This window comes from Billgrantia antri (assembly GCF_017868935.1).
In the GTDB taxonomy this organism is placed as follows: Bacteria; Pseudomonadota; Gammaproteobacteria; order Pseudomonadales; family Halomonadaceae; genus Halomonas; species Halomonas antri.
Genome location: NZ_CP053383.1, coordinates 1,371,017 through 1,395,727 on the forward strand (window position 1 = coordinate 1,371,017; position 24,711 = coordinate 1,395,727).

Below are 24,711 nucleotides of genomic sequence, written 5' to 3' on the forward strand. Positions count from 1 at the left end.
GCCACTGCGACCTAGGGGGCCCTGTTCTTGATCTCAGCGCTGATGAGCCCGCCACTGGCGTATCCCGAAGGTCCAAGGCGGCAGCTTGTCGGAGCGGTCGACCCGATTGACCAGTGCGCCCAGCGCCGGCGTGGCGATGGTGACGCTGTCGCCGATATGGTGGGTGAAGCCCTGGCCCTCGCCGTCGCGGTCCTGAATCGGCGAGAACATGGTACCAAGGAACAGCATGAAACCGTCCGGATACTGGTGATGCGCACCGACGGTCTGGCGCACCAGGTCCAGTGGGTCGCGGCTGATCTCACGCATGTCGCTCTCGCCTTCGAGCAGGAAGCCGTCGTCCTCGCCCTCGATGCGCAGTGTCACATGGGCCTGGCGCACGCTGTCCAGCGTGAAGCGTTCGTCGAACAGGCGAATGAACGGACCGATGGCGCAGGAGGCGTTGTTGTCCTTGGCCTTGCCCAGCAGCAGGGCGCTGCGGCCCTCGACGTCGCGCAGGTTGACATCGTTGCCGAGCGTGGCGCCCTTGGGCGCGCCCAGGGCATCCACCGCCAGCACGATTTCCGGCTCGGGGTTGTTCCATTGCGACGCCGGATGCAGGCCGACGCGGGCGCCGAAACCCACCGATGAGAACGGCTGCGACTTGGTGAACACTTCGGCATCCGGGCCGAGGCCCACCTCCATGTACTGGGACCAGGCGCCACGTGCCTGCAGCGCCGCTTTGAGCGCCATGGCCTCGTCGGAGCCCGGTGTGATGCGCGACAGGTCCTGGCCGATCACCTCGTTGAGCTCGGCGCGCAACTGGCTGGCCTTGGCAGCGTCGCCGCCGGCCTGCTCCTCGATCACTCGCTCCAACAGGCTCACGGCGAAGGTCACGCCGCAGGCCTTGATCGCCTGCACGTCGCAGGGTGCGAGCAGGTAAGGAGTGATTTGTGGTTCGGCCAGCGAGTTCTGCAGCAGGGTGGCGACGGGGCCCAGCGATTCGCCTTCGGCTCGCCGCACGAAGGCGGCGGCATCGTCGCGATCGAGCAGGTCGGCCATGCAGTCGCACTGGGCGGAGATATCGATCACCTCGCCCTGGCGTACCACTACCAGGGCGGGGCCGGCCGTGCTCGGCCCGCCGTCAGCGCGCCATACGCGGCCCACCAGCAGGGCCTGCTCCACGTCGTGGGGAAGATAAACGTTCGTCTCGTTGTCGTTCACGTCTCATGCCTCGCGTTTGCCATCGACCAACCGTGACACACCCCAGGGGTTGCCGTCACGCAGCACCTCGGGCAGCAAGCCTTGCGGCAGCGCCTGGTAGCACACCGGGCGCAGGAAGCGGAAGATCGCCGCGCTGCCCACCGAGGTGGTGCGGCTGTCGGAGGTGGCCGGGTAGGGCCCGCCGTGGACCATGGCGTGGCATACCTCGACGCCCGTCGGCCAGCCATTGGCCAGAATGCGCCCCGCCTTGCGCTCGAGAGTCGGCAGCAGCGCCTTGGCTGCGTCGAGGTCGCCGTCGTCCATCTGCAGCGTGGCGGTCAGCTGGCCTTCCAGCTGGCTTGCCACGCGCTTCACTTCCGCCAGGTCAGCGCACTCGATCACCAGCGAGGTAGCACCGAACACCTCCTCCTGCAGCTCAGGATCGTTGAGGAAGTCACCCGCCGCGGTGACGAACAGCCCCGCCTGGCACGGGTGGGCGGATTCACCGGCCTGGCCGCGGGCGATTTCGCGTACCTTGCCGTTGCTCGAAAGCCGGCCCACGCCCTGCTGGTAGGCGTCGTGGATGCCCGGGGTGAGCATGGTCTGGGCGGCGCTGCCCTTGAGCGCATCGCCCGCGGCCTCGACGAAGGCGTCGAGTTCGGGGCCCTTCACCGCAATCACCAGCCCGGGGTTGGTGCAGAATTGCCCGGCGCCCATGTTGAGCGAGGCGACGAAGCCCTCGGCGATCTGCGCCCCACGGGCACGTAACGCCTCCGGCAGCAGGAACACCGGGTTGATCGAACTCATCTCGGCGTAGACCGGGATCGGCTGCGGGCGGGCCTGGGCGGTCTTCATCAGCGCGGTGCCGCCGCCGCGGGAGCCGGTGAAGCCGACGGCTTGAATGCGCGGGTCGGCCACCAGCGCCTGGCCGATCTCGCGGCCCGAACCGAACAGCAGCGAGAACACGCCCTCCGGCAGGCCACTCTTCTCGACGGCACGCTGCATGGCACGACCCACCAGCTCCGAGGTGCCGGGATGGGCGGAGTGGCCCTTGACCACCACCGGGCAGCCGGCGGCCAGCGCCGAGGCGGTATCGCCGCCGGCCACGGAGAAGGCCAGCGGGAAGTTCGAGGCGCCGAACACGGCGACGGGGCCGAGCGGAATGTGACGCTGGCGCAGGTCGGCGCGGGGCATCGGCTGGCGCTCCGGCAGGGCCGGGTCGAGGCGCAGGTCGAGCCACTCGCCGGCGCGCACCACCGAGGCGAACAGGCGCAGCTGGCCGCAGGTACGGCCGCGCTCGCCTTCGAGGCGCGCCCGGGGCAGGCCGGTCTCGGCCATGGCGCGCTCGATCAGTTCGTCGCCGATGGCCTCGATCTCGGAGGCCGCGGTCTCGAGAAAGGCGGCGCGCGCTTCGAGGGTGGTCTCGCGGTAGCTGGCAAAGGCCTTCTCGGCGAGTTCGCAGGCGCGCTCGACCTCGGCGGTCGTGCCGCCGCCATAGGTGGGCGCGAGGGACTCGCCGGTGGCGGGATTGACGGCGTTGATGGGCTGGGAACTGCCGCTGACGGCTTCGCGGCCGATCAGCATCTTGCCTTCCAGGGACATGTTGGGCTCCTGCGGGGATTGTCGATGAATGACTCGTACCGACGGGCGCATTCCACGACGCCCATCTTTATCCTGCGGGAGAGAAAGGGTAAGTTCAATCTCTGAACTTATGTCTCGACTACGACTTTGGTCGGTCGCGCTGCCAGCGGGAGCAGCGGGTCAGCTGAGGTCGCTGGGGCCATGGATGATGCTGGCCAGCACCTGGGCTGCGGCGCCGCGGGCGGCGATGAAGGTGGAGTCCTCGATCACTCGCAACGGGACCTGCTGGGTCGTTCCCAACAGCCGGTTCTGATTGGCCTTGAAGTAGTCGAGAGCGGGCGACAGCAGTGCTTCGCCCAGCCGGGTCAGCGAGCCGCCCAGCACGATCTCGGAGGGGTTCTGGGTATGGTGAAGGTTGAGCAGCAGGATGCCCAGCGCCTCGCCGGCCCGGCGCAGCGTAACCTGCACGTCGGGCTCGTTCAGGCGTGGCAACAGGGCCTCGATGAGATCCTCCTCCTCGGCGATGCCCAGTGCCGCGCGGATCGACCAGCCGCTGACCAGGGTCTCGGCGCAGCCGCGGTTGCCGCAGTGGCAGTAGAGACCGCCGGGCTGCAGCACGGTATGACCGATTTCGCCGGCCAGACCCTGAACGCCGCGAGTCACCAGGGGAAGGTGGCTGCCCTCGACCATGCCACTGCCAATCCCGGTGCCGGCGCTGACGTACATCAGCGATTCGGGAATATTGCCGGTGCGGAAATAGAGCTCGCCGAAGGCGGCCGACTTGGCTTCGTTGTCCATCACCCAGGTGCCTTCCAGGCGGGGCAGGTGAGGGCGCAGCAGGTCGAGAAAGCGAATGTCGCGCCAGCCCAGGTTGGGCGCCAGGCGTAGTACGGCTTTGCCTGGCGCGATGGGGCCTGGCAGGGCGACCCCCAGGCCCAGGCAGTGGCGACCCTTCACCGATGCCGTGTGCATCAGCCCGCGCAGCAGTTCCGCGAGCAGCTCGGCGGTAACCTCCGGGGTGGTCGGCACGAGGTGCTCGTGATGCGATTCGAGCACCTGGCCGGAGAGGGTGCAGGCGACCAGGCGCAAGCCGTGCACGCCCACTTCGGCACCGAACAGCACATGGTTGTCGTCGTTGAGATGCAGGGCGCGACCCGGGCGGCCGCCGCTGCTCTTCAGCAGCTCGCCCTCGCGCAGCCAGCCCTGGTTCAGCAGCGACTGCACGCCGGCGCCGACGGTGGCTTTGGTGAGCTGGGCCTGGGTGGCGATGTCAGCCCGGGTGAGTCCGGGAGTGCGGCGTACCAGTTCGAGAATGGCGCTGCGATTGAGCCGCTTGAGGAAGTGGAGGTCGCCCGCCTTGTGCTGCTGGTAGCTGGTTGACATAGATGAACGAGGCCTTGCAGTCCCTACGCCAGGAGCGTAACGGAAGAAACGAATGAAGTCGGACGCCTGTGATCGCGCTCCGATGATGCCACTCCACGCCGAGACGCGCGAGGGCTACTCTCCCCTTGTCGGCTCGAAGCGGTGGTAATAGTTGGTTCCAAGACTAAACGAATCGCTTCCTCCCGGCCATGCTGCCGCAGGGCCGCAGGTCTTTTTCGGCTGGAGGCGGATGCGTCTGATTTGGCTGGTTAAAAGAACAAATACTACCAACGTATCATTGCCGTGTTTGGGAGGCTTGTTCAGTCTCTAGTTAGTAAATAGAAAAAACTAAGTGGAGAAAGCATGAGCAACGACGCGGCACGCTACCCCAGCCTCGAGCAGCGGGTGGTCTTCATTACCGGCGGCGGTAGCGGCATCGGCGCCGAGCTGACCCGAGCCTTTCATCGGCAGGGAGCCCGAGTCGCTTTCGTCGACATCGACGATGCCGCCAGCCAGGCCTTGGTGGAGACACTGGAGGCGGAAACGGGACGACCGCCGCGCTACCGCCGCTGCGACATACGCGATGTCGAGGCTCTGCAGGGTGTGATCGCCGATGTGGGACGCGAGCTGGGGCCGATCCATACACTGGTCAACAACGCCGCCAACGACGATCGCCATACCTGGCAGGAGGTCGACGTCGCCTACTGGGACGAGCGCATGTCGCTCAACCTGCGGCCGATGTTCTTCGCCGCCCAGGCGGCGGCGCACCAGATGATGGAGGCCGGCGGCGGCGCGATCATCAACTTCGGCTCGATCAGCGTGCAGATGGCCATTCCCGAACTGTCGAGCTACGTCACCGCCAAGGCGGCGGTGCATGGCCTGACCCGCAGCCTGGCGCGCGATCTTGGCCGCTACAACATTCGCGTCAATACGCTGGTGCCCGGCTCGGTCATGACCGAGCGCCAGTTGCAGAAGTGGATCGGCCCCGAGGAGGAGGCGTCGATCCAGGCTCATCAGTGCCTAAAGCTGCGACTTGAGCCATGCCACATCGCGCCGGCCGTGCTGTTCCTGGCCAGCACCGAGAGCGCGGCGATCACCGGCCAGGAACTCGCCGTCGACGGGGGCTGGGGCTGAGCCGCCAAAGCCATTCGATAAACACTGTGCATTCATTCGCTTACAACACAACAAGGAGCTCGCCATGCACATTCTTCCACCGCATCTGCCCAAGGCGGAACATGCCAAACGGACCCTGGCTGCGTCGGTAGCCATCGCATCCGGCCTCGCCGCGTTTGCTGCGGCGGCCGACACCACTGTGCGGGTGCTCAGGGTCGAGATCAGCGACGTCGAGAAGCAGTACTACGAAGACGTAGTCACCGAGTACGAGGCGGAGAATCCAGAGGTCGACGTGGTCTTTGAATACATCGCCAACGAAGCCTACAAGACGCGCCTGCCGACCTTGCTGCAGTCCGACCAGCGCCCCGACATCTTCTACAGCTGGGGTGGCGAAGGGCTGCGCGACCAGGTCGAGGCCGGCTTCGTGCGCGATCTCACCGATGAGATGCAGGACGGTTGGCAGGATCTCTACCCCGAGTCGGCTGTGCGAGCCTTCACGCTGGACGAGCGCATCTATGGTGCACCGCTCTACGCCACCGTGGTGGGCTTCTGGGCCAACACCGCGCTGACCGAGCAGGCCGGGGTCGATATCGAGGCCATCGAGACCTGGGAAGATCTGCAGCGGGCAGTGACGACCCTGCGCGAAAGCGGCATCACACCGGCGGTGGTGGGCGGCCAGGATGGCTGGCCGATGCATTTCTACTGGGGCTATCTGGCCACGCGGCTGGCCGGCGGCGAAGGGATCGAGGCGGCCAAGCAGGGCGAGAACGGCGGCTTCGAGGGTGAGCCCTTCGTGCGTGCCGGCGAGCTGTTGCAGTCGTTCGTTGAACTGGAACCGTTCCAGTCGGGCTTCATGGCGACCACCTACGAGCGTGCCAGCGCCATGTTCGGCGACGGCGAAGCGGCCCTGCACCTAATGGGCGACTGGGACTACATCCCCTCCAAGGAGCGCTCCATGAGCGGCGAGGGCGTGCCCGATGAGGACCTCGAGTTCATCCGCTTTCCCCGGGTGGAGGGGGGCGCCGGCAACGATGACAGCTTCGGCGGCATGAACGGTTTCGCCGTGACCCGCGACGCCTCCGACGAGGCGGTTGACTTCCTGCGCTTCCTGCTCAATGAGGAGAACCAGCGCGAAGCCGCCCGTTTGGGCATTTTCGTGCCGGTAGCCCATGGTTCCGAGGAGGCGCTCGACACGCCCTACGCACGCAAGGTGGCAGAGATCCTCAGCGAGTCCAACTTCCACCAGGTCTTCCTCGACCAGGCGCTGGGCACTTCGGTCGGCGCCACGGTCAACGATATCAGCGGCGACCTGGCCCAGGGCGCGACCACGCCCGAGGAGGCGGCCGCCCGGGTCGAGGAGGCCTGGCAGTTCCGCTGAACCGGTTCGCTGAATCATGCGACGCCCGGCGCCGCACTCTCGCCGTGCCGGGCCATATCCCCTTGAACGGTATCTGCCATGACTACCATGACCCGACCCGCCGTGCACAGGAGAAGCAACGCCGACCGCTTGCGGCAGGGACTGGCCAGCGGCAAGTTCACCGCCGTGCTGATCCTGCTGCCGCCGGCGCTGATCCTGTTCTCGCTGTTCGTGATCCTGCCGCTGGCCGATGCGGCCTACTACAGCGCCTTCTCGTGGAACGGCTACGGCTCGCCGAGCGATTTCGTCGGCACCCAGAATTACGCGCGCCTGCTCGACCATTCGGTGTTCCATACTGCGTTGTGGAATACCGCCAAGCTGATTCTCGTCTCGCTGATCATCCAGATGCCGCTGGCCCTGGGCCTGGCGCTGCTGGTGTATCGCAAGACGCCGACCAATACGCTGTTCCGGCTAGTGTTCTTCCTACCTTATATCCTTGCCGAAGTGGCAGCAGGGTTGATCTGGAGCTTCGTCTTCGACGGCGACTACGGCATCACTGCCTTCATGTTCCAGGCCTTGGGGCAGGAGTCGGTCTACGTGCTGGCCGACCGCCAGTGGGCCTTCCCGGCAATCATGACGGTGATCGTGTGGAAGTACTTCGGCTTCCACATGATGATCTACATCGCTGCGCTGCAGAGCGTGCCCAAGGACCTGATCGAGGCGGCCAAGCTCGAAGGGGCCAAGCCGCGCCAGGTGGCGCTGTTCGTGCAGATCCCGATGATCAAGCACGCCATCGTGGTGAGCGGTTTCTTTGCCATCATCGGCTCGCTGCAGATCTTCGATATCATCATTCCGATGACCAACGGTGGGCCCTCGAACTCGACCCATACCATCGTCACCTATCTCTATACCTTCGGTCTGTCGCGGCTCAACATCGGCTTCGGTAGCGCTGCCGCCGTGGTGCTGTTCGTGCTCGCCATCGGCATCGCACTGTTCTACCAGCGGGCCACGGCGAAGGAGGAGCGTCCATGAACAGTGCGACCTTCCGCAATACGCTGCGCGTGATCGTGTTGATCCTGGTGGCCAGCCTGGTCATTGGACCGCTGCTGGCTTCCTTCTTCGGTGGCTTCAAGAGCAACGCCGAGCTGCGCACCAATCCGCTGGGCCTGCCGGATACCTGGAACGCGGAGAACTACGTTGCGATCTTCCTCGACGGCGCTTTCTGGCGCTACCTGGGCAACTCGTTATTGATCTCGTCGATGACGGTATTGCTGACCCTGGTGGTGGGTGCGGCGGCGGCCTACGTGTTCTCGCAGATCCGCTTCTTCGGCTCGAAGATGATCCTCTCCTACCTGCTGCTGGGGCTGATGTTTCCCTTCGCCGCGGCGATCCTGCCGCTGTTCATCAAGGTGCGCGATCTGGGCCTGCTGGATACCTACTGGGCGGTCATCCTACCGCAGACGGCCTTCGGCCTGTCGTTGGCGATCCTGCTATTCAAGGCGTTCTTCGATCAGCTGCCTCGAGAGCTGTTCGAGGCCGCCTACGTCGACGGCTGCAGCTACCTGCGCTTCTTCTGGTCGTTCACCCTGCCGCTGTCGACGCCGATCCTGGCCACCGTGGGGGTATTCGTCTTCGTGCAGAGCTGGAACAACTTCCTGCTGCCGCTGGTGGTGCTCAACGACCGCTCCATCTACACCTGGCCGCTCGGCATGATGCAGTTCCAGGGCGAATACCTGACCCAGTGGAACATGATCCTGGCGTTCGTGACGCTGACCATCACGCCGGCGGTGATCTTCTTCCTCGCCGCGCAGAAATACATCGTGGCCGGACTGACCGGCGGCTCCGTCAAGGGATGACACCGATGACCGATACCCTCCGCAACCCGATTCTTCCCGGCTTCAACCCCGACCCCTCGATCTGCCGTGTGGGCGAGGACTACTACATCGCCACCTCCACCTTCGAGTGGTACCCCGGGGTGCAGATCCACCATTCGCGGGACCTGGCCAACTGGCGGCTGCTCAGCCGGCCGCTGGCCCGCGCCGCCCAGCTCGACATGCGCGGCAATCCCGACTCCTGCGGCATCTGGGCACCGTGCCTTTCCTATGCCGACGGCCTGTTCTGGCTGATCTACACCGACATGAAGCGCTACGAGGGCAACTTCAAGGACGGCCACAACTACCTGGTCACCGCACCCAGCATCGAGGGGCCGTGGAGCGATCCGGTGTATCTCAACTCCAGCGGCTTCGATCCCTCGCTGTTCCACGATGACGACGGCCGCAAGTGGTTGGTCAATCTCAAGTGGGACTATCGCCGGCGCGAGGGCGGCGACCGCTTCGGCGGAATCCTGCTGCAGGAGTACGACGTCGAGCGCAGGCAGTTGGTCGGCCCGATCCGCAACATCTTCGCCGGCACTGAGATGAAGCTTACCGAGGGGCCGCATCTTTATCGCCGCGACGGCTGGTACCACCTGCTGGTGGCCGAGGGCGGCACCGGCTACGACCACGCCGTGACCATGGCCCGCTCGCGCGAGATCGCCGGCCCCTATGAGGTGCACCCGGACAACCCGGTGCTGACCAGCCGCCAGGAGCCGGACAACCCGCTGCAGCGCGCCGGCCATGCCGATCTGGTCGATACGCCGGACGGCGAGACCTTCATGGTGCACCTGTGCGGGCGGCCGCTGCCCGGCACGCGCCGCTCGCCGCTGGGGCGCGAGACGGCCATCCAGCGGGTCGAATGGGGCGCGGACGGCTGGCTGCGCCTGGCCCATGGCGGCAATACCCCGGCGCTTGAGGTCGCCATGCCCGGCACAATGTCCGATGTCGAGCAGCGCGCTCCGGCCACCGAGGAAAGCGACGAATTCAAGCCTGGCCAGCTGCCGGCGGCGTTCCAGTGGCTGCGCAGCCCTGAGCCCGAGCGGCTGTTCTCGCTCGACGCGCGGCCCGGCTACCTGCGCCTGTTCGGCCGCGAGTCGGTGGGCTCCTGGTTCGAGCAAGCGCTGGTGGCCAGGCGCCAGGACTGCTGGCACTGCAGCGCCGAGACCGAGCTCGAGTTCGAGCCGGACGACATCCAGCAGTTCGCCGGGCTGATCGCCTACTACAACCGCTTCAAGTTCCACTATCTCGCCGTGAGCCTGAACGAGGAGGGCGACAGGGTGCTCAGCGTGATGAGCTGCCACGACGAGTGGCCCAGCGGGCAGCTCGACATCGCCGAGCCCGGCGTGGAGCTCGAGCCCGGCCTGCCGGTGCGCCTCGGCCTCGACATCCGCGAGCGCGAGCTGCAGTTCCGCTTCGCCCAGGGCGGCGGCGAGTGGCGTTCGATCGGCCCGGTGCTGGACGCCGGCTTGCTATCGGACGAGGGCAGCGGTCGTGCCCATGGCTACTTCACCGGCAACTTCCTGGGTATGGCGGCCCATGACATCAGCGGACGCGCCATGCCGGCGGACTTCGCCGGGTTCCGCTACCGCCGCAACGAACGCTGATCCAATTTCTGCGCACAAGACACACAACAGGTGCCAAGAAGAGACATGCTATGGCTGACGTAACCCTGGTCGACATCGAGAAGACCTTCCGTGGCAAGACCACGGTTATCCCCAACCTCAACCTGCGCATCGAGGACGGCTCCTTCACCGTGCTGGTGGGCCCCTCCGGCTGCGGCAAGTCGACCCTGTTGCGCATGATCGCCGGGCTCGAGACGGTGACCCGCGGCGCGATTTCCATCGGCGGGCGCGACGTCACCACCGCCGAACCCAGCGAGCGCAACATCGCCATGGTGTTCCAGTCCTATGCGCTCTATCCGCACATGACGGTGGCCCGCAATATCGACTTCGGCATGCGCCTGGCCAAGGTGCCCGTCGAGGAGCGCAAAGCCAAGGTGGCCGAGGCGGCGCGCCTGCTCAACCTCGAGGAGCTGCTCGAGCGCAAGCCGGCCGAGCTCTCCGGCGGCCAGCGCCAGCGCGTGGCCATCGGGCGCGCCATCGTACGCAATCCCGGCGTGTTCCTGTTCGACGAGCCGCTCTCAAACCTCGACGCGGCGCTGCGCAACCGCATGCGCGTGGAGCTGGCCGAGCTGCACCAGCGGCTCGACGCCACCATGGTCTACGTCACCCACGACCAGGTCGAGGCGATGACCCTGGCCGACTGCATCGTGGTGATGAACGCCGGCCAGATCGAGCAGGTCGGCACGCCGATGAACCTCTATCAGCGGCCCGAGACGCTGTTCGTGGCCGGCTTCATCGGCTCACCCAAGATGAACCTCATCGAAGGCGAGGTGGCCAAGGCCTATGGCGCCACCACGCTCGGCATTCGCCCGGAGCATCTAGAAGTGAGTCGAGAGGCGGGGGAGTGGCAGGCCCGGGTGAGGGTGGTCGAGATGCTCGGCGCCGACGCCTTCGCCTACGTCGACAGCGACGCCACCGGCCCGCTGACCGTGCGCCTGCCCGGCGATGCGGCGGTGCGCAGCGGCGATGTGCTCCATCTGACGCCGCGCCACGAGCTGCTGCATGGCTTCGATGCCGATGGCCAGCGCCTGCCGGATGAGGCATTGGCCCGATTCCAGGCCAGTATCGCCTGAGCCGCATGTGAGCGAGGAGTCATGACGATCACTCTCGACAATGGAATTTTGCGGCTGGTGGTCAATCCAACGGTCGGCGGTGCCGTGGTGCGCTTCGACAGGCTCGGGGAGCGTGGCCCCGAGCCGCTGATGCGTCCGGGCGGCGACACTGAACGCGACCCCAACCGGCTGGCCATGTACCCACTGGTGCCGTGGTCGAATCGCATCGGCGGGGGAGGTTTCAGCTGGCGTGGGCAGGATTATCGACTGGCGGCCAATCTGCCCGGCGAGCCCCTGCCGATCCACGGCGACGGCTGGCAGCAGGCATGGCGGGTGGAAGAGCAGGGCGACACGCGGCTGAGACTCGGCCTGTATTCCTCGCACCAGCCGCCGTTCGACTACCGCGCGGAGCTGAGTTATCGCCTGGCGGACGACACGCTCGAGGTGGCCCTCGCCGTGACCCACCTGGGAGAAGCGCCGGCACCCTATGGCCTGGGCCTGCATCCCTGGTTTCCGCGCAGCGCCGGGGTGCGTCTCGGTGCTGCCGCCGAAGGGGTGTGGGAGGTCGATGCCGAACAGCTACCCACCGTATGGCGCCGGCTCGAGGCGCCCGGGCAGTGGAACTTCTCGCGAGGCAGAGGGCTGCCTTGTGACAGGATCGACAACCTCTTTACCGGCTGGAATGGTCGGGCCGTGCTGAGCTGGCCCGAGCGTAGCCTGACGCTGGAAGTGCGTGCCGATACCTCGCGCTACCTGGTTTTTTCGCCGGGCGAGCAGGCGGATTTCTTCTGCTTCGAGCCGGTGACTCACGACGTCGATGCCCACCGTGGCGATCCGCAGCGCCAAGGCCTGGTCGAGCTGGATACAGGGGAGTGCTTCTCGGTGCGCTGCCGTTTCCGCTGTCTCGTCAGCTAAATCCACCCCGTTGATACCAAGGAGCTACCCACGCGTCACGCCACGATCACTTAGTTCAGAGCTATTACCAACAACAAGCAACGCCATCATTCACAGGAGCGAAAAATGCATAGAACAATGAAAACGCCGCGTCATTCAGCACATGCCCTGGCCCGCTTGGGGCTGATCGGGCTCGGTTGCCTCGCCTTCGGCACGGTCCAGGCCCAGGATCTACTCTCGCAGATCGATTTCACCGGCTATGCCCGTTCGGGTATCGGCAATACCGCAGGCGGCGGCGATCAGGCCTGCTTTCGGGCCAATGGCGCGGGGGCCAAGTACCGGCTGGGCAACGAGTGCGAGACCTATGCCGAGCTGGGCCTGGGGGCCACGCTCTATGAGGAAGGGGACAAGTCGTTCTATTTCAACAGCATGGTGGGCTATTTCTCGAATCAGGTGAACGACTCCGAGGATACCGACGTATCCCTTCGACAGTTGTACGTGCAGGGCAACAATGTGGTCGACGCCTTGCCCGGCGCCAGCCTGTGGGCGGGCAAGCGCTTCTACCGCCGCCACGACGTGCACATCAACGACTTCTTCTACTGGGACTCCACCGGCCCAGGCGGTGGTATCGAGAACATCGACGTGGGCACCGGCAAGCTGCACCTGGCGTGGATGCGCGCGACGGGTAGCGACGATACCGAATACCCCGACGCCGACAATCGAATCTCCAACGACACCCTCGATCTTCGCTGGTCCGATATCCCCGTCAACCCCGATGGCACGCTGGTGCTGGGCTACAACTACGGACGCGCTCAACTGAGCGATGCCCAGGAGGCCTACTACGGCGACAGCGAGGCCGAAAGGGGCCACATGTTCACCCTCCAGCACGAACAGAGCAACTGGTTCGGCGGCTCCAACAAGCTGGCGCTGCAGTACGCCACCGACGGCATCATCAATGCCGGCAGCGGCCAAGGACGCATGAATGCCGGGCTCACTGCGGATGTGCCCGGCGGTGAAATGTGGCGCGTGATCAATCACGGCAATGTGTGGCTCGCGCCTGACAAGCTCGACCTGCTTTATGCCGCCATCTACGAGGACAAGCGCTTTGATGATGACTCGGGGGCGACCTGGATCTCGGCCGGCGTGCTTCCGACCTACTACTGGACGAACAATCTGAGCACCGCCCTTGAGCTCGGCCATGACTATATCGATCCCGAGAACGGCGACGACAGCCGCCGCTTGACCAAACTGACCCTGGCCCAGCAGTGGTCGGCGGGCGTGGGCGGTTTCGCACGCCCGGTGATCCGCGCGTTCGTCACCTATGCGGACTGGAACGGGGATGCCTTCCAGGCCGATCGCACCAGCCGCTCCATCGATGCGGGGGCGGCGGGTGACGCCATCGACATCGACGACAACGATGGCCTCACCTTCGGCCTGCAGATGGACGTGTGGTGGTAAGCCGAACCCCGACATGCTTCATCGCGGGGCTTCCTCGCCTTGGCGCCCGTAAGGGCGCCCCTTTTCCGGAGTATTCGTCATGCAGGAGCGCAAGGTAATGAGTCGTTCGGCCTATATCTTCATGATCTGCTGTATTGCCGCCATCGGCGGCTTCTTGTTCGGCTTCGACAGTGGCGTGATCAACGGCACCGTCGACGGCCTGCAGGCCGCGTTCGGTTCCGACAGTGTGGGAACTGGCTTCAATGTTGCCTCGATGCTGCTCGGCTGTGCCGTGGGTGCCTTCTTCGCCGGGCGCCTGGCGGACCGCTTCGGTCGCCGCACGCTGCTGATCGTGGCCGCGGTCTTCTTCCTCGTCAGCGCCTGGGGCTCGGGTATTGCCGACGGCTCGCTGGAGTTCGTGATCTATCGGGTGCTGGGTGGCATGGCGGTAGGGGCGGCCAGCGTAATGACCCCGGCCTATATCAGCGAGGTGGCGCCTGCCGCCTATCGTGGTCGGCTCGCCACCATCCAGCAGGTGGCGATCATCTCCGGGCTGTTCGTGGCCTTCCTCAGTAACTATGTGCTGGCATATGTGTCGGGCTCGGCGATGGCCGAGCTGTGGCTGGGCTTCGCCACCTGGCGCTGGATGTTCTGGATCGAGCTGCTGCCGGCGGCGGTGTTCCTGCTGGCGCTGCTGTTCATTCCCGAGAGCCCGCGCTACCTGATCAGCAGCGGCAAACAGGGTGAGGCGCGCCGCGTGCTGGGGCTGGTGATGCCCGAGGGCGAGGTGAGCGCCAAGCTGGCGGAGATCGATGCCACCCTGGCCCGTGACCACAAGCCGCGGCTGCTCGACGTGCTCGACCGTGCCACCGGCAGGGTCCACGGCATCGTCTGGGTGGGTATCGGGTTGGCCGTGTTCCAGCAACTGGTAGGCATCAACGTGGTGTTCTACTACGGTGCCGTGCTATGGCAGTCGGTGGGCTTCTCCGAGGGCGATGCGCTGCTAATCAACGTCATCTCGGGAGCGGTCAGCATCGGCGCCTGCCTGTTCGCCATCGCCCTGATCGACAGGATCGGACGCAAGCCGCTGCTGTGGGCCGGCTCGGTGGGCATGGCCCTGACCCTGGCCTGCATGGCTTATGCCTTCTCCACGGCGAGCCTGATGGAAGGCAGCCTGCGCCTCGGCGATGACATGGGTGTGTTTGCGCTACTGTCGGCCAACGCCTATGTATTTTTCTTCAACGTCTCCTGGGGCCCGGTGATGTGGGTCATGCTCGGAGAAATGTTTCCCAACCAGATGCGCGGTTCGGGCCTCGCCATCGCCGGGCTGTTCCAGTGGCTGGCCAACTTCGGCATTACCATGACCTTCCCCATCATGCTGGCCTCCATCGGTTTGGCCGGGGCCTACGGCTTCTACGCCATCTGTGCGGTGATATCGGTATTCTTCGTGCTGCGCCTGGTCAATGAGACCCGGGGCAAGGAGCTCGAGGAGATGGCCTATGAATGACGTTACCGGTATTCGTCGTGTATGACTGTCATACGACAACCGACAATCAGATCGAGACCGCCGTCTCGCAAGAGGATCGCGACATGACCGATCGCAAGATCACGCCCGGCCAGCTGCGCTCGCGCTGGTGGTTCGACAACCCCGAGCACCCGGGCACCACGGCGCTGTGCATCGAGCGCTACATGAACTACGGCATCACCCTGGAGGAGCTCGCCAGTGGCAAGCCGATCATCGGCATCTGCCAGTCGGGCTCCGACCTGACGCCATGCAACCGCCACCACATCGAGCTGGTGAAACGGGTCAAGGACGGCATTCGTGCCGCCGGCGGGGTGCCGTTCGAGTTCCCGCTGCACCCGATCCACGAGAACGCGCGGCGGCCCACCGCCGCGCTTGACCGCAACCTGGCCTACCTGGGCCTGGTCGAAGTGCTGCACGGTTACCCGCTCGACGGCGTGGTGCTCACCACCGGCTGCGACAAGACCACCCCGGCGAGCCTGATGGCCGCCGCCACGGTCAACATTCCCGCCATCGTGCTCTCCGGCGGGCCGATGCTCAACGGCTGGCGCGGCGCCGACCGGGTAGGCTCCGGCACCATCATCTGGGAGCTGCGCAAGCGGCTCGCCGCGGGCGACATCGACTACGCCGAGTTCCTCGCCCAGGCCACCGACTCGGCGCCCTCGGTGGGGCACTGCAACACCATGGGCACCGCCTCGACCATGAACTCCATGGCCGAGGCGCTGGGCATGAGCCTGCCCGGCTCGGCGATGATTCCCGCGCCCTACAAGGAGCGCGCGATGGTGGCCTACGACACCGGGTCGCGCATCGTCGACATGGTGTGGGCCGACCTGCGTCCCAGCGACATCCTTACCCGCGAGGCGTTCGAGAACGCCATCGTGGTGTGCTCGGCGCTGGGGGGCTCCTCCAACGCGCCGATCCATATAAACGCCATCGCCCGTCACTCCGGCATCGAGCTGAGCAACGACGACTGGCAGGCGCTGGGCCACGCCGTTCCGCTGCTGGCCAACGTGATGCCCGCCGGGGCCTATCTCTCCGAGGAGTTTCACCGCGCCGGCGGCGTGCCGGCGGTGGTTCATGAGCTGCTCGGTGCCGGCAAGCTCCACGGTGAAGTCCTCACCGTCAACGGCCGCACGCTGGTCGACAACTGCGCCGGCTGCGAGACTCAGGATCCCGAGGTGATTCGCCGCTATGACAACCCGCTGGTCGAGCAGGCCGGCTTCATCAACCTCAAGGGCAACCTGTTCGACTCGGCATTGATGAAGACCAGCGTGATCTCAGCCGACTTTCGCGCACGCTTTCTCTCCAACCCCGACGACCCCAATGCCTTCGAGGGCAAGGTGGTGGTATTCGACGGCTCGGAGGACTACCACGCGCGCATCGACGACCCAGCGCTCGGAATCGACGAGACCACTATCCTGGTGATGCGCGGGGCTGGCCCGGTGGGTCACCCCGGTGGCGCCGAGGTGGTCAACATGCAACCGCCCGAGGCGCTGATCAAGCGCGGCATCGAGTCGCTGCCGTGCTTGGGCGACGGGCGCCAGTCGGGCACCTCAGGTTCTCCGTCGATCCTGAATGCCACGCCCGAGGCGGCCACTGGCGGCGGCCTGGCGCTGCTCGAGGATGGCGACCGGCTGCGCGTCGACCTCAATCGCGGCGAAGTGCGCCTGCTGATCGAGGAGGACGAGATCGAGGCGCGCCGTGAGCGGCTCGAGCAGCAGGGAGGCTATCGCTACCCCGGCCACCAGACCCCATGGCAGGAGATCCAGCGCACCTTGGTGGAACCGCTAGATCGAGGCATGACGCTGGAAGGGGCTACGAAATACCGCGACGTGGCACGCCAGAGTCCGCCGCGCGACAATCACTGAGGTCATGGAAGCCGTGGAATACGAGAGAGGAAACATGCCAGAGGGCAGCATTGAAGTGGCGGTCGAGCTCGACATGAGCCTGGGCGAGAGCCCGGTGTGGTCGGTGGCGCGCCAGACGCTGTATTGGGCCGATATCAACAACGGTCATGTCTACGCCTGGCGTCCGCAGGAGGGTGGTGCTCCCGCACGCATCGAGCTGGGCGAGAAGGTGGGCTGCGTGGCGATCGACGCCGCGGGCCTGGTGGCCGCTACCGCGTCGGGTATCCTGCGTCTGCCCGAAAGCGGCGAGCCCGAGCGGTTGGCCGACAATCCTGAATGGGAGCAGGCGGGGCACGGCAACCGCTTCAACGACGGCCGCTGCGACGCCACCGGGCGGCTGTGGGCGGGCACCATCGACGCCGACGAATCGAGCCCCAGCGCGGCGCTCTACTGTCTCGACCGGGGTGAGCTGACGCCGCGGCTGACGGGCATCGGCATCTCCAACGGCCTGGCCTTCAGCCCCGACCGGCGATGGCTCTACCACACGGACTCGCTGACGCGACGCATCCTGCGCTACCCCTTCGACCTCGACAGCGGCACGCTGGGCGAGGGAGAAACCTGGGTCGACCTGGAAAGGCTGGGCCTGCCTGGCGTGCCCGACGGCGCGGCGGTGGACAGCGAGGGTTGCTACTGGAGCGCCCTCTACGACGGCGGGCGTATCGTACGCTTCTCGCCCGAGGGTGAGCCTGTGGCGGAGCATGAGGTGCCGTGCCCGCACCCGACCATGGTGGCCTTCGGTGGGCCCGATCTGCGCACGCTCTACATCACCACCGCGACCCAGCACCTGGACGCCGAGGGCAGGGCGCGCTGGCCGCAGGCCGGCAGCCTGCTGCAGATGAGAACGGGGGTGGAGGGGCTCTCCGAGCCCGGCTTCTGCCAAGCCTAGCCGTTTGCCAGCCGCCGCCCCAGCGCCTGCATGAAGCGAGTGCCCGCCGCGAGCTGATCGATCTCGATGTACTCGTCGGGCTGGTGCGCCTGGCGGATGCTGCCGGGGCCGCAGATCACGGTGGGCAGCGCCACGCGCTGGAACTGGCCGGCCTCGGTGGCGTAGGCCACCGCGCCGCTGGGTTGCTCGCCGAGCAGCTCGCGACACAGGTCGAGCACTTGGGCATTGTTGTCGTCGGCCAGCGCCGGCACGGTGACGTTGAGCGCTTCGGTAACGATGCCCGTCTCGGGCGCGCGTCGCTGCATCTCGGCCTCGAGCTCCTCGGCATAGGCGTTGACGCGGCCGATCAGCTCCTCGAAGCGGTCGCTGGGCAGATGGCGGATCTCCCATTCGAAGGTGCATTCCCGCGCCATGATGTTGATTGCGGTACCGCCGGCGATCTTGCCCACGTGCAGGCTGGAGTGGGCGACGTTGAAGGCCTCGTCGACGCGGCCCTCGGCGCGCAGCTCGCTCATCACGTCCTCGATCTTCGTCACCAGCCGTGCGGCCACATGGATCGCCGAAACCCCCTGGTCGACCTGGCTGGAGTGCGAAGCGCGGCCGGTCACCGTGGTGCGCAGGTTGGTGGCGCCCTTGTGGGCCACTACCGGCTGCATCATCGTCGGTTCGCCGACGATCACTGCCGCGGGGCGCGGGTGGTCGGCCATCAACCGCTCAATCATGCGCGGCGCACCGATGCAGCCCACTTCCTCGTCGTAGGAGAGCGCCAGGTAGATCGGTTTGTCCAGGCCGCGCTTCAGCCACTCGGGCAGTTCAACCAGGGCGCAGGCGATGAAGCCCTTCATGTCGCAGGTGCCGCGACCGTAGAGCTTGTCGTCGCCCTTGTCCACCAGGGTGAACGGATCGGTCGACCACGGCTGGCCGTCCACCGGCACCACGTCGGTATGCCCCGAGAGCACCACGCCGCCTTCCACCTCCGGCCCGATGCGCGCCAGCAGGTTGGCTTTCTTGCCGTCGTCGCTCTCCACCCGCCAATGCTCGACCCCGTGCTCGTCGAGGTAGCCCTCGACGAAGGCGATCAGTTCGAGGTTGGAATCGCGGGAAACGGTGGCAAAGCCCACCAGGCGTTCGAGCATTTCGGCGGCGGTCATGGGGCGCTCCTGACATTTACTGTGCTTAGCCTAACACGCCTGTGTCGGCCTCAGGCTTGGTATGTCGAAAGCCTGTCTCAATCGAATTCTATGATGTTATTTAAATTTACTATTGTCTTGGTGTGAAAAATCAAGTCTCTCTCTTTCGGTTCCACTGATATACCTATTGTCACGCTACAGCCACATTGCACGACAGCACGTCACCGAAGGGAGAGCGTCATGGATCAGAAAGTCGACAGCAGAGCCGGCAAATGCCCCGTCATGCATGGGTCACGTACCAAGCGCGGAGATACCGGAAACTCCAATCAGGACTGGTGGCCCAACCAGCTGAACCTGGGCATTCTTCACCAGCATGCGCCGAAGTCCAACCCATTGGGCGAAGCCTTCGACTACGCCGAGGCGTTCAAGTCCCTCGATCTTTCTGCCGTCAAGCAAGACCTCGAAGCGCTGATGACCGACTCCCAGGAGTGGTGGCCGGCGGACTACGGCCATTACGGCCCGCTCTTCATTCGCATGGCCTGGCACAGCGCCGGCAGCTATCGGGTGGGCGACGGTCGTGGCGGCGCCGGTACCGGCACCCAGCGCTTCGCGCCGCTCAACAGCTGGCCCGACAACGGCAACCTGGACAAGGCACGCCGCCTGTTGTGGCCGATCAAGCGCAAGTACGGCAACAAGCTCTCCTGGGCCGACCTCTACATCCTGGCGGGCAACGTCGCCCTGGAATCCATGGGCTTCAAGACCTTCGGCTTCGCCGGCGGGCGTGAGGACGTCTACCAGCCGGAAGAGGACATCTACTGGGGCGCCGAGGACGAGTGGCTGGCCGACAGCGGGCATGCCAAGAGTCGCTACTCGGGCGAGCGTGATCTCGAGAACCCGCTGGCCGCGGTACAGATGGGCCTCATCTACGTCAATCCGGAAGGGCCGGACGGCAACCCGGATCCGCTGGCCTCGGCCCGGGACATCCGCGAAACCTTCGCCCGCATGGCGATGAACGACTACGAGACCGTGGCACTGACCGCCGGCGGCCACACCTTCGGCAAGACCCACGGCGCCGGCGACCCGGTCAACGTGGGTCCCGAGCCCGAGGCCGCGCCGATGGAGGAGATGGGCTTCGGCTGGAAGAGTAGCTACAAGAGCGGCAAGGGCCGCGACACCATCACCAGCGGTCTGGAAGGGGCCTGGACGCCGACACCGACGAAGTGGGACATGAGCTACTTCGACGTGCTGTTCGGCTACGAGTGGGAGCTGACCACCAGCCCGGCGGGGGCCAAGCAGTGGGTACCCAGGAACCTAGCCGAGAAGGACATGGCGCCGGACGCCGAGAATGCGAACAAGCGCGTCGGCATCATGATGTCCACCGCCGACATGGCCATGCGCGAGGACCCGGAGTATCGCAGGATCTCCCAGCACTTCCACAACAACCCGGACGAGTTCGCCGATGCCTTCGCCCGCGCCTGGTTCAAGCTGACCCATCGCGACATGGGGCCCAAGGCGCGCTACCTGGGCCCCGAAGTGCCGGCGGAAGAGCTGATCTGGCAGGATCCGGTGCCGGCTGTGGACCATGCGCTGATCGATGATCAGGACATCGCCGCCCTAAAGAGCAGGATGCTCGGCTCGGGTCTCAGCGTCGCAGAGCTGGTTTACACCGCCTGGTCGTCGGCTGCCACCTTCCGCGGCTCCGACATGCGCGGCGGAGCCAACGGCGCGCGCATCCGCCTGGCGCCGCAGAAGGACTGGGAGGCCAACCAGCCCGAGCAGTTAGCCAAGGTACTGAAGACGCTGGAGAGTATTCAGAACGACTTCAACGCCACCCAATCGGGCAACAAGAAGGTATCGCTTGCCGACCTGATCGTGCTGGGCGGTGCCGCTGCCATCGAGAAGGCCGCCAGAGACGCCGGTCATGCCATGGAGGTGCCGTTCGCTCCGGGCCGCACCGATGCCACTGAGGAGCAGACCGACGCCGAGTCGTTCGAGTGGCTGCGCCCCGAGGCCGATGGCTTCCGCAACTATCGCCGCACGCGTTTCACCGTCTCCGACGAGGAGATGCTGGTCGACAAGGCGCAGCTGCTGGGCCTGAGCGCGCCGGAGATGAGCGTGCTGGTGGGCGGGCTGCGCGTACTCGAGGCCAACTACGGCAACGCGCGCCACGGCGTGTTCACCGATCGCCCCGGCACCCTGACCAACGACTTCTTCGTCAATCTGGTCGACATGAGCACGCAGTGGCAGCCGGCTTCGGCGGAGGCCGACGTGTTCGAGGGTCGCGACCGCAAGACTGGCGAAGTGAAGTGGACCGGCACCCGGGTCGATCTGGTGTTCGGCTCCAACTCGCAGCTGCGCGCCATCGCCGAGGTCTACGCCCAGGACGACGCCAAGGAGAAGTTCGTCAATGACTTCGTCGCCGCCTGGAACAAGGTGATGAACGCCGACCGCTTCGACCTGGCGTGATACGCCAGGTTAGTTAGGAGACAAAGGCGCCCCGGCAACGGGGCGCTTTTTTCGGCTGCCATAAACATTTATTCAACGTATATTGCCGAGCCACCCTCAAGAAGGCCGCTGCCATGCCGAAGAACAGTACATGACGATACTGGCTAACCTTCTCCTCGATCCGCGCTCTCTGGAAGCCGTGCAGGGGGAACATCACCTCCCTCTGGTGCTGGTCTCCTGGGCGATTGCGCTGGCTGCTTCCTATGCCGGCCTGGATCTCATCAAGCTGGTCAGTAAAGCCCAGCAGGCGAGATGGCGTCGGCTTTGGCTCTTCGCCGGGGCAGGCATCATGGGGCTGGGCGTGTGGAGCATGCACTTTACCGGTATGCATGCCTACAAGCTCGATTTTGCCGTACACCATGATCCGATCCTGACGCTGTTATCCATCGTGCCGGCCGTGGGGGGAAGCCTGGTAGCCGTGGCGCTGCTTGCACGTGAGGAGCCGAGTCATACAGAGCTGCTGCTGGCCGGCACCGGCTTGGGGCTGGGAATCGGCATGATGCATTACACCGGTATGGCTGCCATGCATATGCCGGCGTCGCTATATCATGAATTCTGGCTGTTCCTCCTGTCGCTATTCGTGGCCGTGGGTCTCGGCGTCGCTAGCGCCTACGCCTATCGCCTATGCCGTCAGGAGTGGGGCATGCGACGCGCCAAGACCTGCGCCTTCATCAGTGCCATGTTCGTCTCACTCGCCATCTGCAGCATGCACTACGTGGCCATGCGGGCTGCCTGGTTCGTTCCCCACCCAGGTGCGGCTCCGCTGCCGCCAACGGCGGAATCGCATTGGTTGATCTATCTCATTGGCAGCTGTGTGGTTCTGGTCGCCCTACTGACGGTCGTGGCAGCGCAAGCCCAGCGGCGGCTTCACGTCAGCGAGCAGCACGAGCACATGACGCGACGCCGTCTTCTGGAGGTGCTGTCTGCGCTGCATGACGGCGTCGCGGTGCTGGACGAACAGGCTCGCATTCGGCTGAGTAACGCCGCGCTCGAGAAAATGCTTGGCTGGGATATCGAACGGGCCGTGGGGCAGTCGGCGTGGAAGCTCGTCTTCGCCCCCAATAGCGAGGCATTCAAGGGGCCTCTGCTCAGGACGCTGGAGAAAAAGGGAGAATGGAGCGGCTTGATCGAGGCTCAGCACTGCAGGGGAAAGCGCTTTCCGGCATGGCTCAGCGTCAGCCGTGTGACCTATGCCGACAGCGAGGAGCGAGACTATGTTGCGTTGCTCTCCGATCGCTCCGCCGAGCATATGGCGCAGCAGCGAATTCGCTATCTGGCCTATCACGATACCCTGACCGAACTCCCTAACCGACGAGCGCTTCAGGAACGCTTGACCAAGGATAAGCAGTACCAGAACGCTGATGCGACACTATCGCTGCTGGCATTGTTCGATATCGATCGTTTCAAGATACTCAACGATAGCCTGGGTCAGGACATCGGCGATGAATTGCTGCGCCAGCTTGCGACTCGCTTGCGTCGCTGGGCGGCTGAGGACATTTATGTGGCGCGCCTGGACGGCAACGAATTCGCCCTCCTGGCGCAGTTGAGCGCTGCTCAAGAGACAGCTGCCGAAGGTGAGGCTCGCGCGCTTACCGAGCGTGTGCTCGTGTCTCTCACCACCGAGTACCAGCTGCATGGTCACACCTATCTTTGCCGTCTCAGCGTCGGCATGCTGGTTTTCGACCTACACCATGGCACCATGCCGGCTCACCTGTTCAAGCGTGCCGGCCTGGCTCTCCTCGAGGCCAAACGGCAGCGTGATGGGACCCCTCAGCTATTCCGCCCGGAGCTGGAGCAGGAACGGGAGATGAGGCTTACCCTCGAGCGTGAGCTTCGCCACGCCATCGACAAAGGTGAGCTGAGCCTGTATCTCCAACCCCAGGTGGATGCCCTCCAGCGCATCATTGGCGCTGAAGCACTGGTTCGCTGGCAGCACCCGGTGCGCGGGTTCATTTCACCCAGCGAGTTCATCCCTCTGGCCGAAGAGAGCGGCTTGATCCTGCCACTCGGATACTGGGTGCTACAGGAAGGGTGTCGCCTGCTTGGGGAGTGGCGCCAGCGGCCTGACTGCTGTGATCTCAAGCTATCCCTCAACGTCAGCGTGCGGCAGTTTCAGCAGCCGGATTTCGTCGACCAGGTACTCTCTGCCATCTATCGTCATGACGTGGCACCGGGCCGCCTGACACTTGAGTTGACCGAATCCCTGCTGCTCAAGGACCCGGAAGGCACCATCGAAAAGATGGGGTTGTTGCGTCGTATCGGTGTCAGCTTCGCTCTGGACGATTTCGGCACCGGTTACTCCTCGCTGGTCTACCTCAAGTCGCTGCCGCTGGATACGCTGAAGATCGATATTGCCTTCGTCCGTGGCCTGAGCCATGACACCCAATCTACTCCCATCGCCGCCGCCATTGTGGCCTTGGGCCGAAGCCTCGAGCTTGCCGTCATTGCCGAAGGTGTCGAGACGGAGATGCAGCGTGCCGTGCTTGCCGGTTTGGGATGCTTTATGTACCAGGGTTATCTGTTCGGCCGGCCGATGCCCGCCGCAGATTTTCCACCGATGCTGGAGTCTTTAACTGACGAGACGCCACCGGTCACGCAGTATTAAATTTTAGTTCGCAAATAACGCCCATCATGGACGATGCGGCGTCAGAATAACCGCTGTTGTCGTGGCAGGGCCGGCTTTAAGGAAAAGCCCGGTGGAGCATTAGATGTCTGTCACCAGGAAATCGACAACGGCTATGATCTCGTCTCGATACTTAACAAGATCATGCACGGCTTTGCCGAGACGTTTCCGTTCGATGCCCGCCAGCTCCTGGATAATGGCGATGTAGCTCCCACCGTCGAATTGGCAGGCCGCCTATCGACGTCTCTTCGAGCGGCTAGGCACTCACCAACCTCCCGCTCAGTAGCGGCTTTCGGGTCTCAATGCCTCCTCGACGGGCCTCACCTCGATGGTGCCGAGTCGCGCTGACGGCCAGCCGGCAGCAATCTCCAGGGCTTCCTCTTCTGACGCGACCTCGATCAGGAAGAAGCCGCCTAGCTGCTCCTTGGTCTCGGCAAAGGGCCCATCGGTCATGGTGAGTTCGTCATTACGAACTCTCAGGGTGTGAGCCTTGGTGGCGCTCTGCAAGGCGTTGGTCTGGATCAGTTTGCCTCGTTCCTGCAGGTCGGCCACATAACCCAGGGTTTCCTGCAGTAGCTCATGCCACTGGGCTTCCGTCATTTCGCTGAATATTCGCTCTTCCTCATAGGCGAGACAGAGGTACTTCATGAGGGACCCTCGCGTTTGG

The 24,711-nt window shown here is 65.0% G+C and carries 18 protein-coding genes and 1 pseudogene; 13 read left to right on the forward strand and 6 right to left on the reverse strand.

Annotation, left to right across the window (positions count from 1 at the left end; translation table 11 throughout):
* Nucleotides 1–33: 33 nt before the first annotated feature.
* The 3 genes from HNO53_RS06505 to HNO53_RS06515 form a co-directional block, all read right to left on the reverse strand.
* On the reverse strand, nucleotides 34–1,200 hold the full coding sequence (locus tag HNO53_RS06505; protein ID WP_209477137.1) for a fumarylacetoacetate hydrolase family protein: 1,167 nt from the start codon (nucleotides 1,198–1,200) through the stop codon (nucleotides 34–36).
* 3 nt (nucleotides 1,201–1,203) lie between these two features.
* Complete coding sequence (locus HNO53_RS06510; RefSeq protein WP_209477139.1) at nucleotides 1,204–2,781, reverse strand: aldehyde dehydrogenase (NADP(+)); 1,578 nt, start codon at nucleotides 2,779–2,781, stop codon at nucleotides 1,204–1,206.
* A gap of 159 nt (nucleotides 2,782–2,940) precedes the next feature.
* On the reverse strand, nucleotides 2,941–4,143 hold the full coding sequence (locus HNO53_RS06515; protein ID WP_209477141.1) for an ROK family protein: 1,203 nt from the start codon (nucleotides 4,141–4,143) through the stop codon (nucleotides 2,941–2,943).
* Nucleotides 4,144–4,485: 342 nt separating this feature from the next.
* Here HNO53_RS06515 and HNO53_RS06520 point away from each other — a divergent pair, with 342 nt between their 5' ends.
* From HNO53_RS06520 to HNO53_RS06570, 11 genes are all read left to right on the forward strand, one after another.
* Complete coding sequence (locus tag HNO53_RS06520; RefSeq protein WP_209477143.1) at nucleotides 4,486–5,256, forward strand: SDR family NAD(P)-dependent oxidoreductase; 771 nt, start codon at nucleotides 4,486–4,488, stop codon at nucleotides 5,254–5,256.
* A 64-nt stretch (nucleotides 5,257–5,320) separates the two neighbouring features.
* The gene (locus HNO53_RS06525; RefSeq protein WP_209477145.1) at nucleotides 5,321–6,613 is read left to right on the forward strand and encodes an ABC transporter substrate-binding protein; all 1,293 of its coding nucleotides are present in this window, start codon (nucleotides 5,321–5,323) and stop codon (nucleotides 6,611–6,613) included.
* 78 nt (nucleotides 6,614–6,691) lie between these two features.
* On the forward strand, nucleotides 6,692–7,624 hold the full coding sequence (locus HNO53_RS06530; protein WP_209477146.1) for a carbohydrate ABC transporter permease: 933 nt from the start codon (nucleotides 6,692–6,694) through the stop codon (nucleotides 7,622–7,624).
* Entirely contained in the window at nucleotides 7,621–8,448 is an 828-nt protein-coding gene (locus HNO53_RS06535) for a carbohydrate ABC transporter permease (protein ID WP_209477147.1), read from the forward strand. Before HNO53_RS06530 ends, HNO53_RS06535 begins: the two co-directional genes overlap by 4 nt.
* Nucleotides 8,449–8,453: 5 nt before the next feature.
* Entirely contained in the window at nucleotides 8,454–10,070 is a 1,617-nt protein-coding gene (locus tag HNO53_RS06540) for a glycoside hydrolase family 43 protein (protein WP_209477148.1), read from the forward strand.
* Nucleotides 10,071–10,120: 50 nt separating this feature from the next.
* Nucleotides 10,121–11,161 (forward strand): ABC transporter ATP-binding protein, encoded by a 1,041-nt coding sequence (locus HNO53_RS06545; protein WP_209477149.1) that lies wholly within the window; start codon nucleotides 10,121–10,123, stop codon nucleotides 11,159–11,161.
* 21 nt (nucleotides 11,162–11,182) lie between these two features.
* Nucleotides 11,183–12,055 carry an aldose 1-epimerase gene (locus HNO53_RS06550; protein ID WP_209477150.1) on the forward strand — a complete coding sequence of 291 codons (873 nt, stop codon included), beginning with the start codon at nucleotides 11,183–11,185 and terminating at the stop codon, nucleotides 12,053–12,055.
* 105 nt (nucleotides 12,056–12,160) lie between these two features.
* Entirely contained in the window at nucleotides 12,161–13,492 is a 1,332-nt protein-coding gene (lamB, locus tag HNO53_RS06555) for a maltoporin (protein WP_242597563.1), read from the forward strand.
* A gap of 79 nt (nucleotides 13,493–13,571) precedes the next feature.
* Nucleotides 13,572–14,978, forward strand: a complete 1,407-nt coding sequence (locus tag HNO53_RS06560; protein WP_209477152.1) for a sugar porter family MFS transporter — start codon at nucleotides 13,572–13,574, stop codon at nucleotides 14,976–14,978.
* Between the two features lie 83 nt (nucleotides 14,979–15,061).
* Nucleotides 15,062–16,861, forward strand: coding sequence for an IlvD/Edd family dehydratase (locus HNO53_RS06565; RefSeq protein WP_209478548.1), 1,800 nt, complete (start codon nucleotides 15,062–15,064; stop codon nucleotides 16,859–16,861).
* Nucleotides 16,862–16,895: 34 nt separating this feature from the next.
* Nucleotides 16,896–17,786 carry an SMP-30/gluconolactonase/LRE family protein gene (locus HNO53_RS06570; protein ID WP_209477154.1) on the forward strand — a complete coding sequence of 297 codons (891 nt, stop codon included), beginning with the start codon at nucleotides 16,896–16,898 and terminating at the stop codon, nucleotides 17,784–17,786.
* Here HNO53_RS06570 and argE read toward each other — a convergent pair.
* Nucleotides 17,783–18,937, reverse strand: coding sequence for an acetylornithine deacetylase (gene argE / locus HNO53_RS06575; RefSeq protein ID WP_209477156.1), 1,155 nt, complete (start codon nucleotides 18,935–18,937; stop codon nucleotides 17,783–17,785). The genes HNO53_RS06570 and argE overlap by 4 nt on opposite strands.
* Nucleotides 18,938–19,156: 219 nt before the next feature.
* On the opposite strand from argE, the gene katG reads away from it, so the two are divergent.
* Both katG and HNO53_RS06585 read left to right on the forward strand, forming a co-directional pair.
* Nucleotides 19,157–21,382 carry a catalase/peroxidase HPI gene (gene katG, locus HNO53_RS06580; protein ID WP_209477158.1) on the forward strand — a complete coding sequence of 742 codons (2,226 nt, stop codon included), beginning with the start codon at nucleotides 19,157–19,159 and terminating at the stop codon, nucleotides 21,380–21,382.
* 130 nt (nucleotides 21,383–21,512) lie between these two features.
* Nucleotides 21,513–24,026, forward strand: a complete 2,514-nt coding sequence (locus HNO53_RS06585) for an EAL domain-containing protein (protein WP_209477160.1) — start codon at nucleotides 21,513–21,515, stop codon at nucleotides 24,024–24,026.
* 99 nt (nucleotides 24,027–24,125) lie between these two features.
* Here HNO53_RS06585 and HNO53_RS21665 read toward each other — a convergent pair.
* Together HNO53_RS21665 and HNO53_RS06595 are read right to left on the reverse strand one after the other, a co-directional pair.
* A pseudogene (locus HNO53_RS21665) lies at nucleotides 24,126–24,257 on the reverse strand (CcdB family protein); the annotation flags it as partial.
* Nucleotides 24,258–24,323: 66 nt separating this feature from the next.
* Nucleotides 24,324–24,692, reverse strand: a complete 369-nt coding sequence (locus HNO53_RS06595) for a YciI family protein (RefSeq protein ID WP_209477162.1) — start codon at nucleotides 24,690–24,692, stop codon at nucleotides 24,324–24,326.
* Nucleotides 24,693–24,711: the final 19 nt, after the last annotated feature.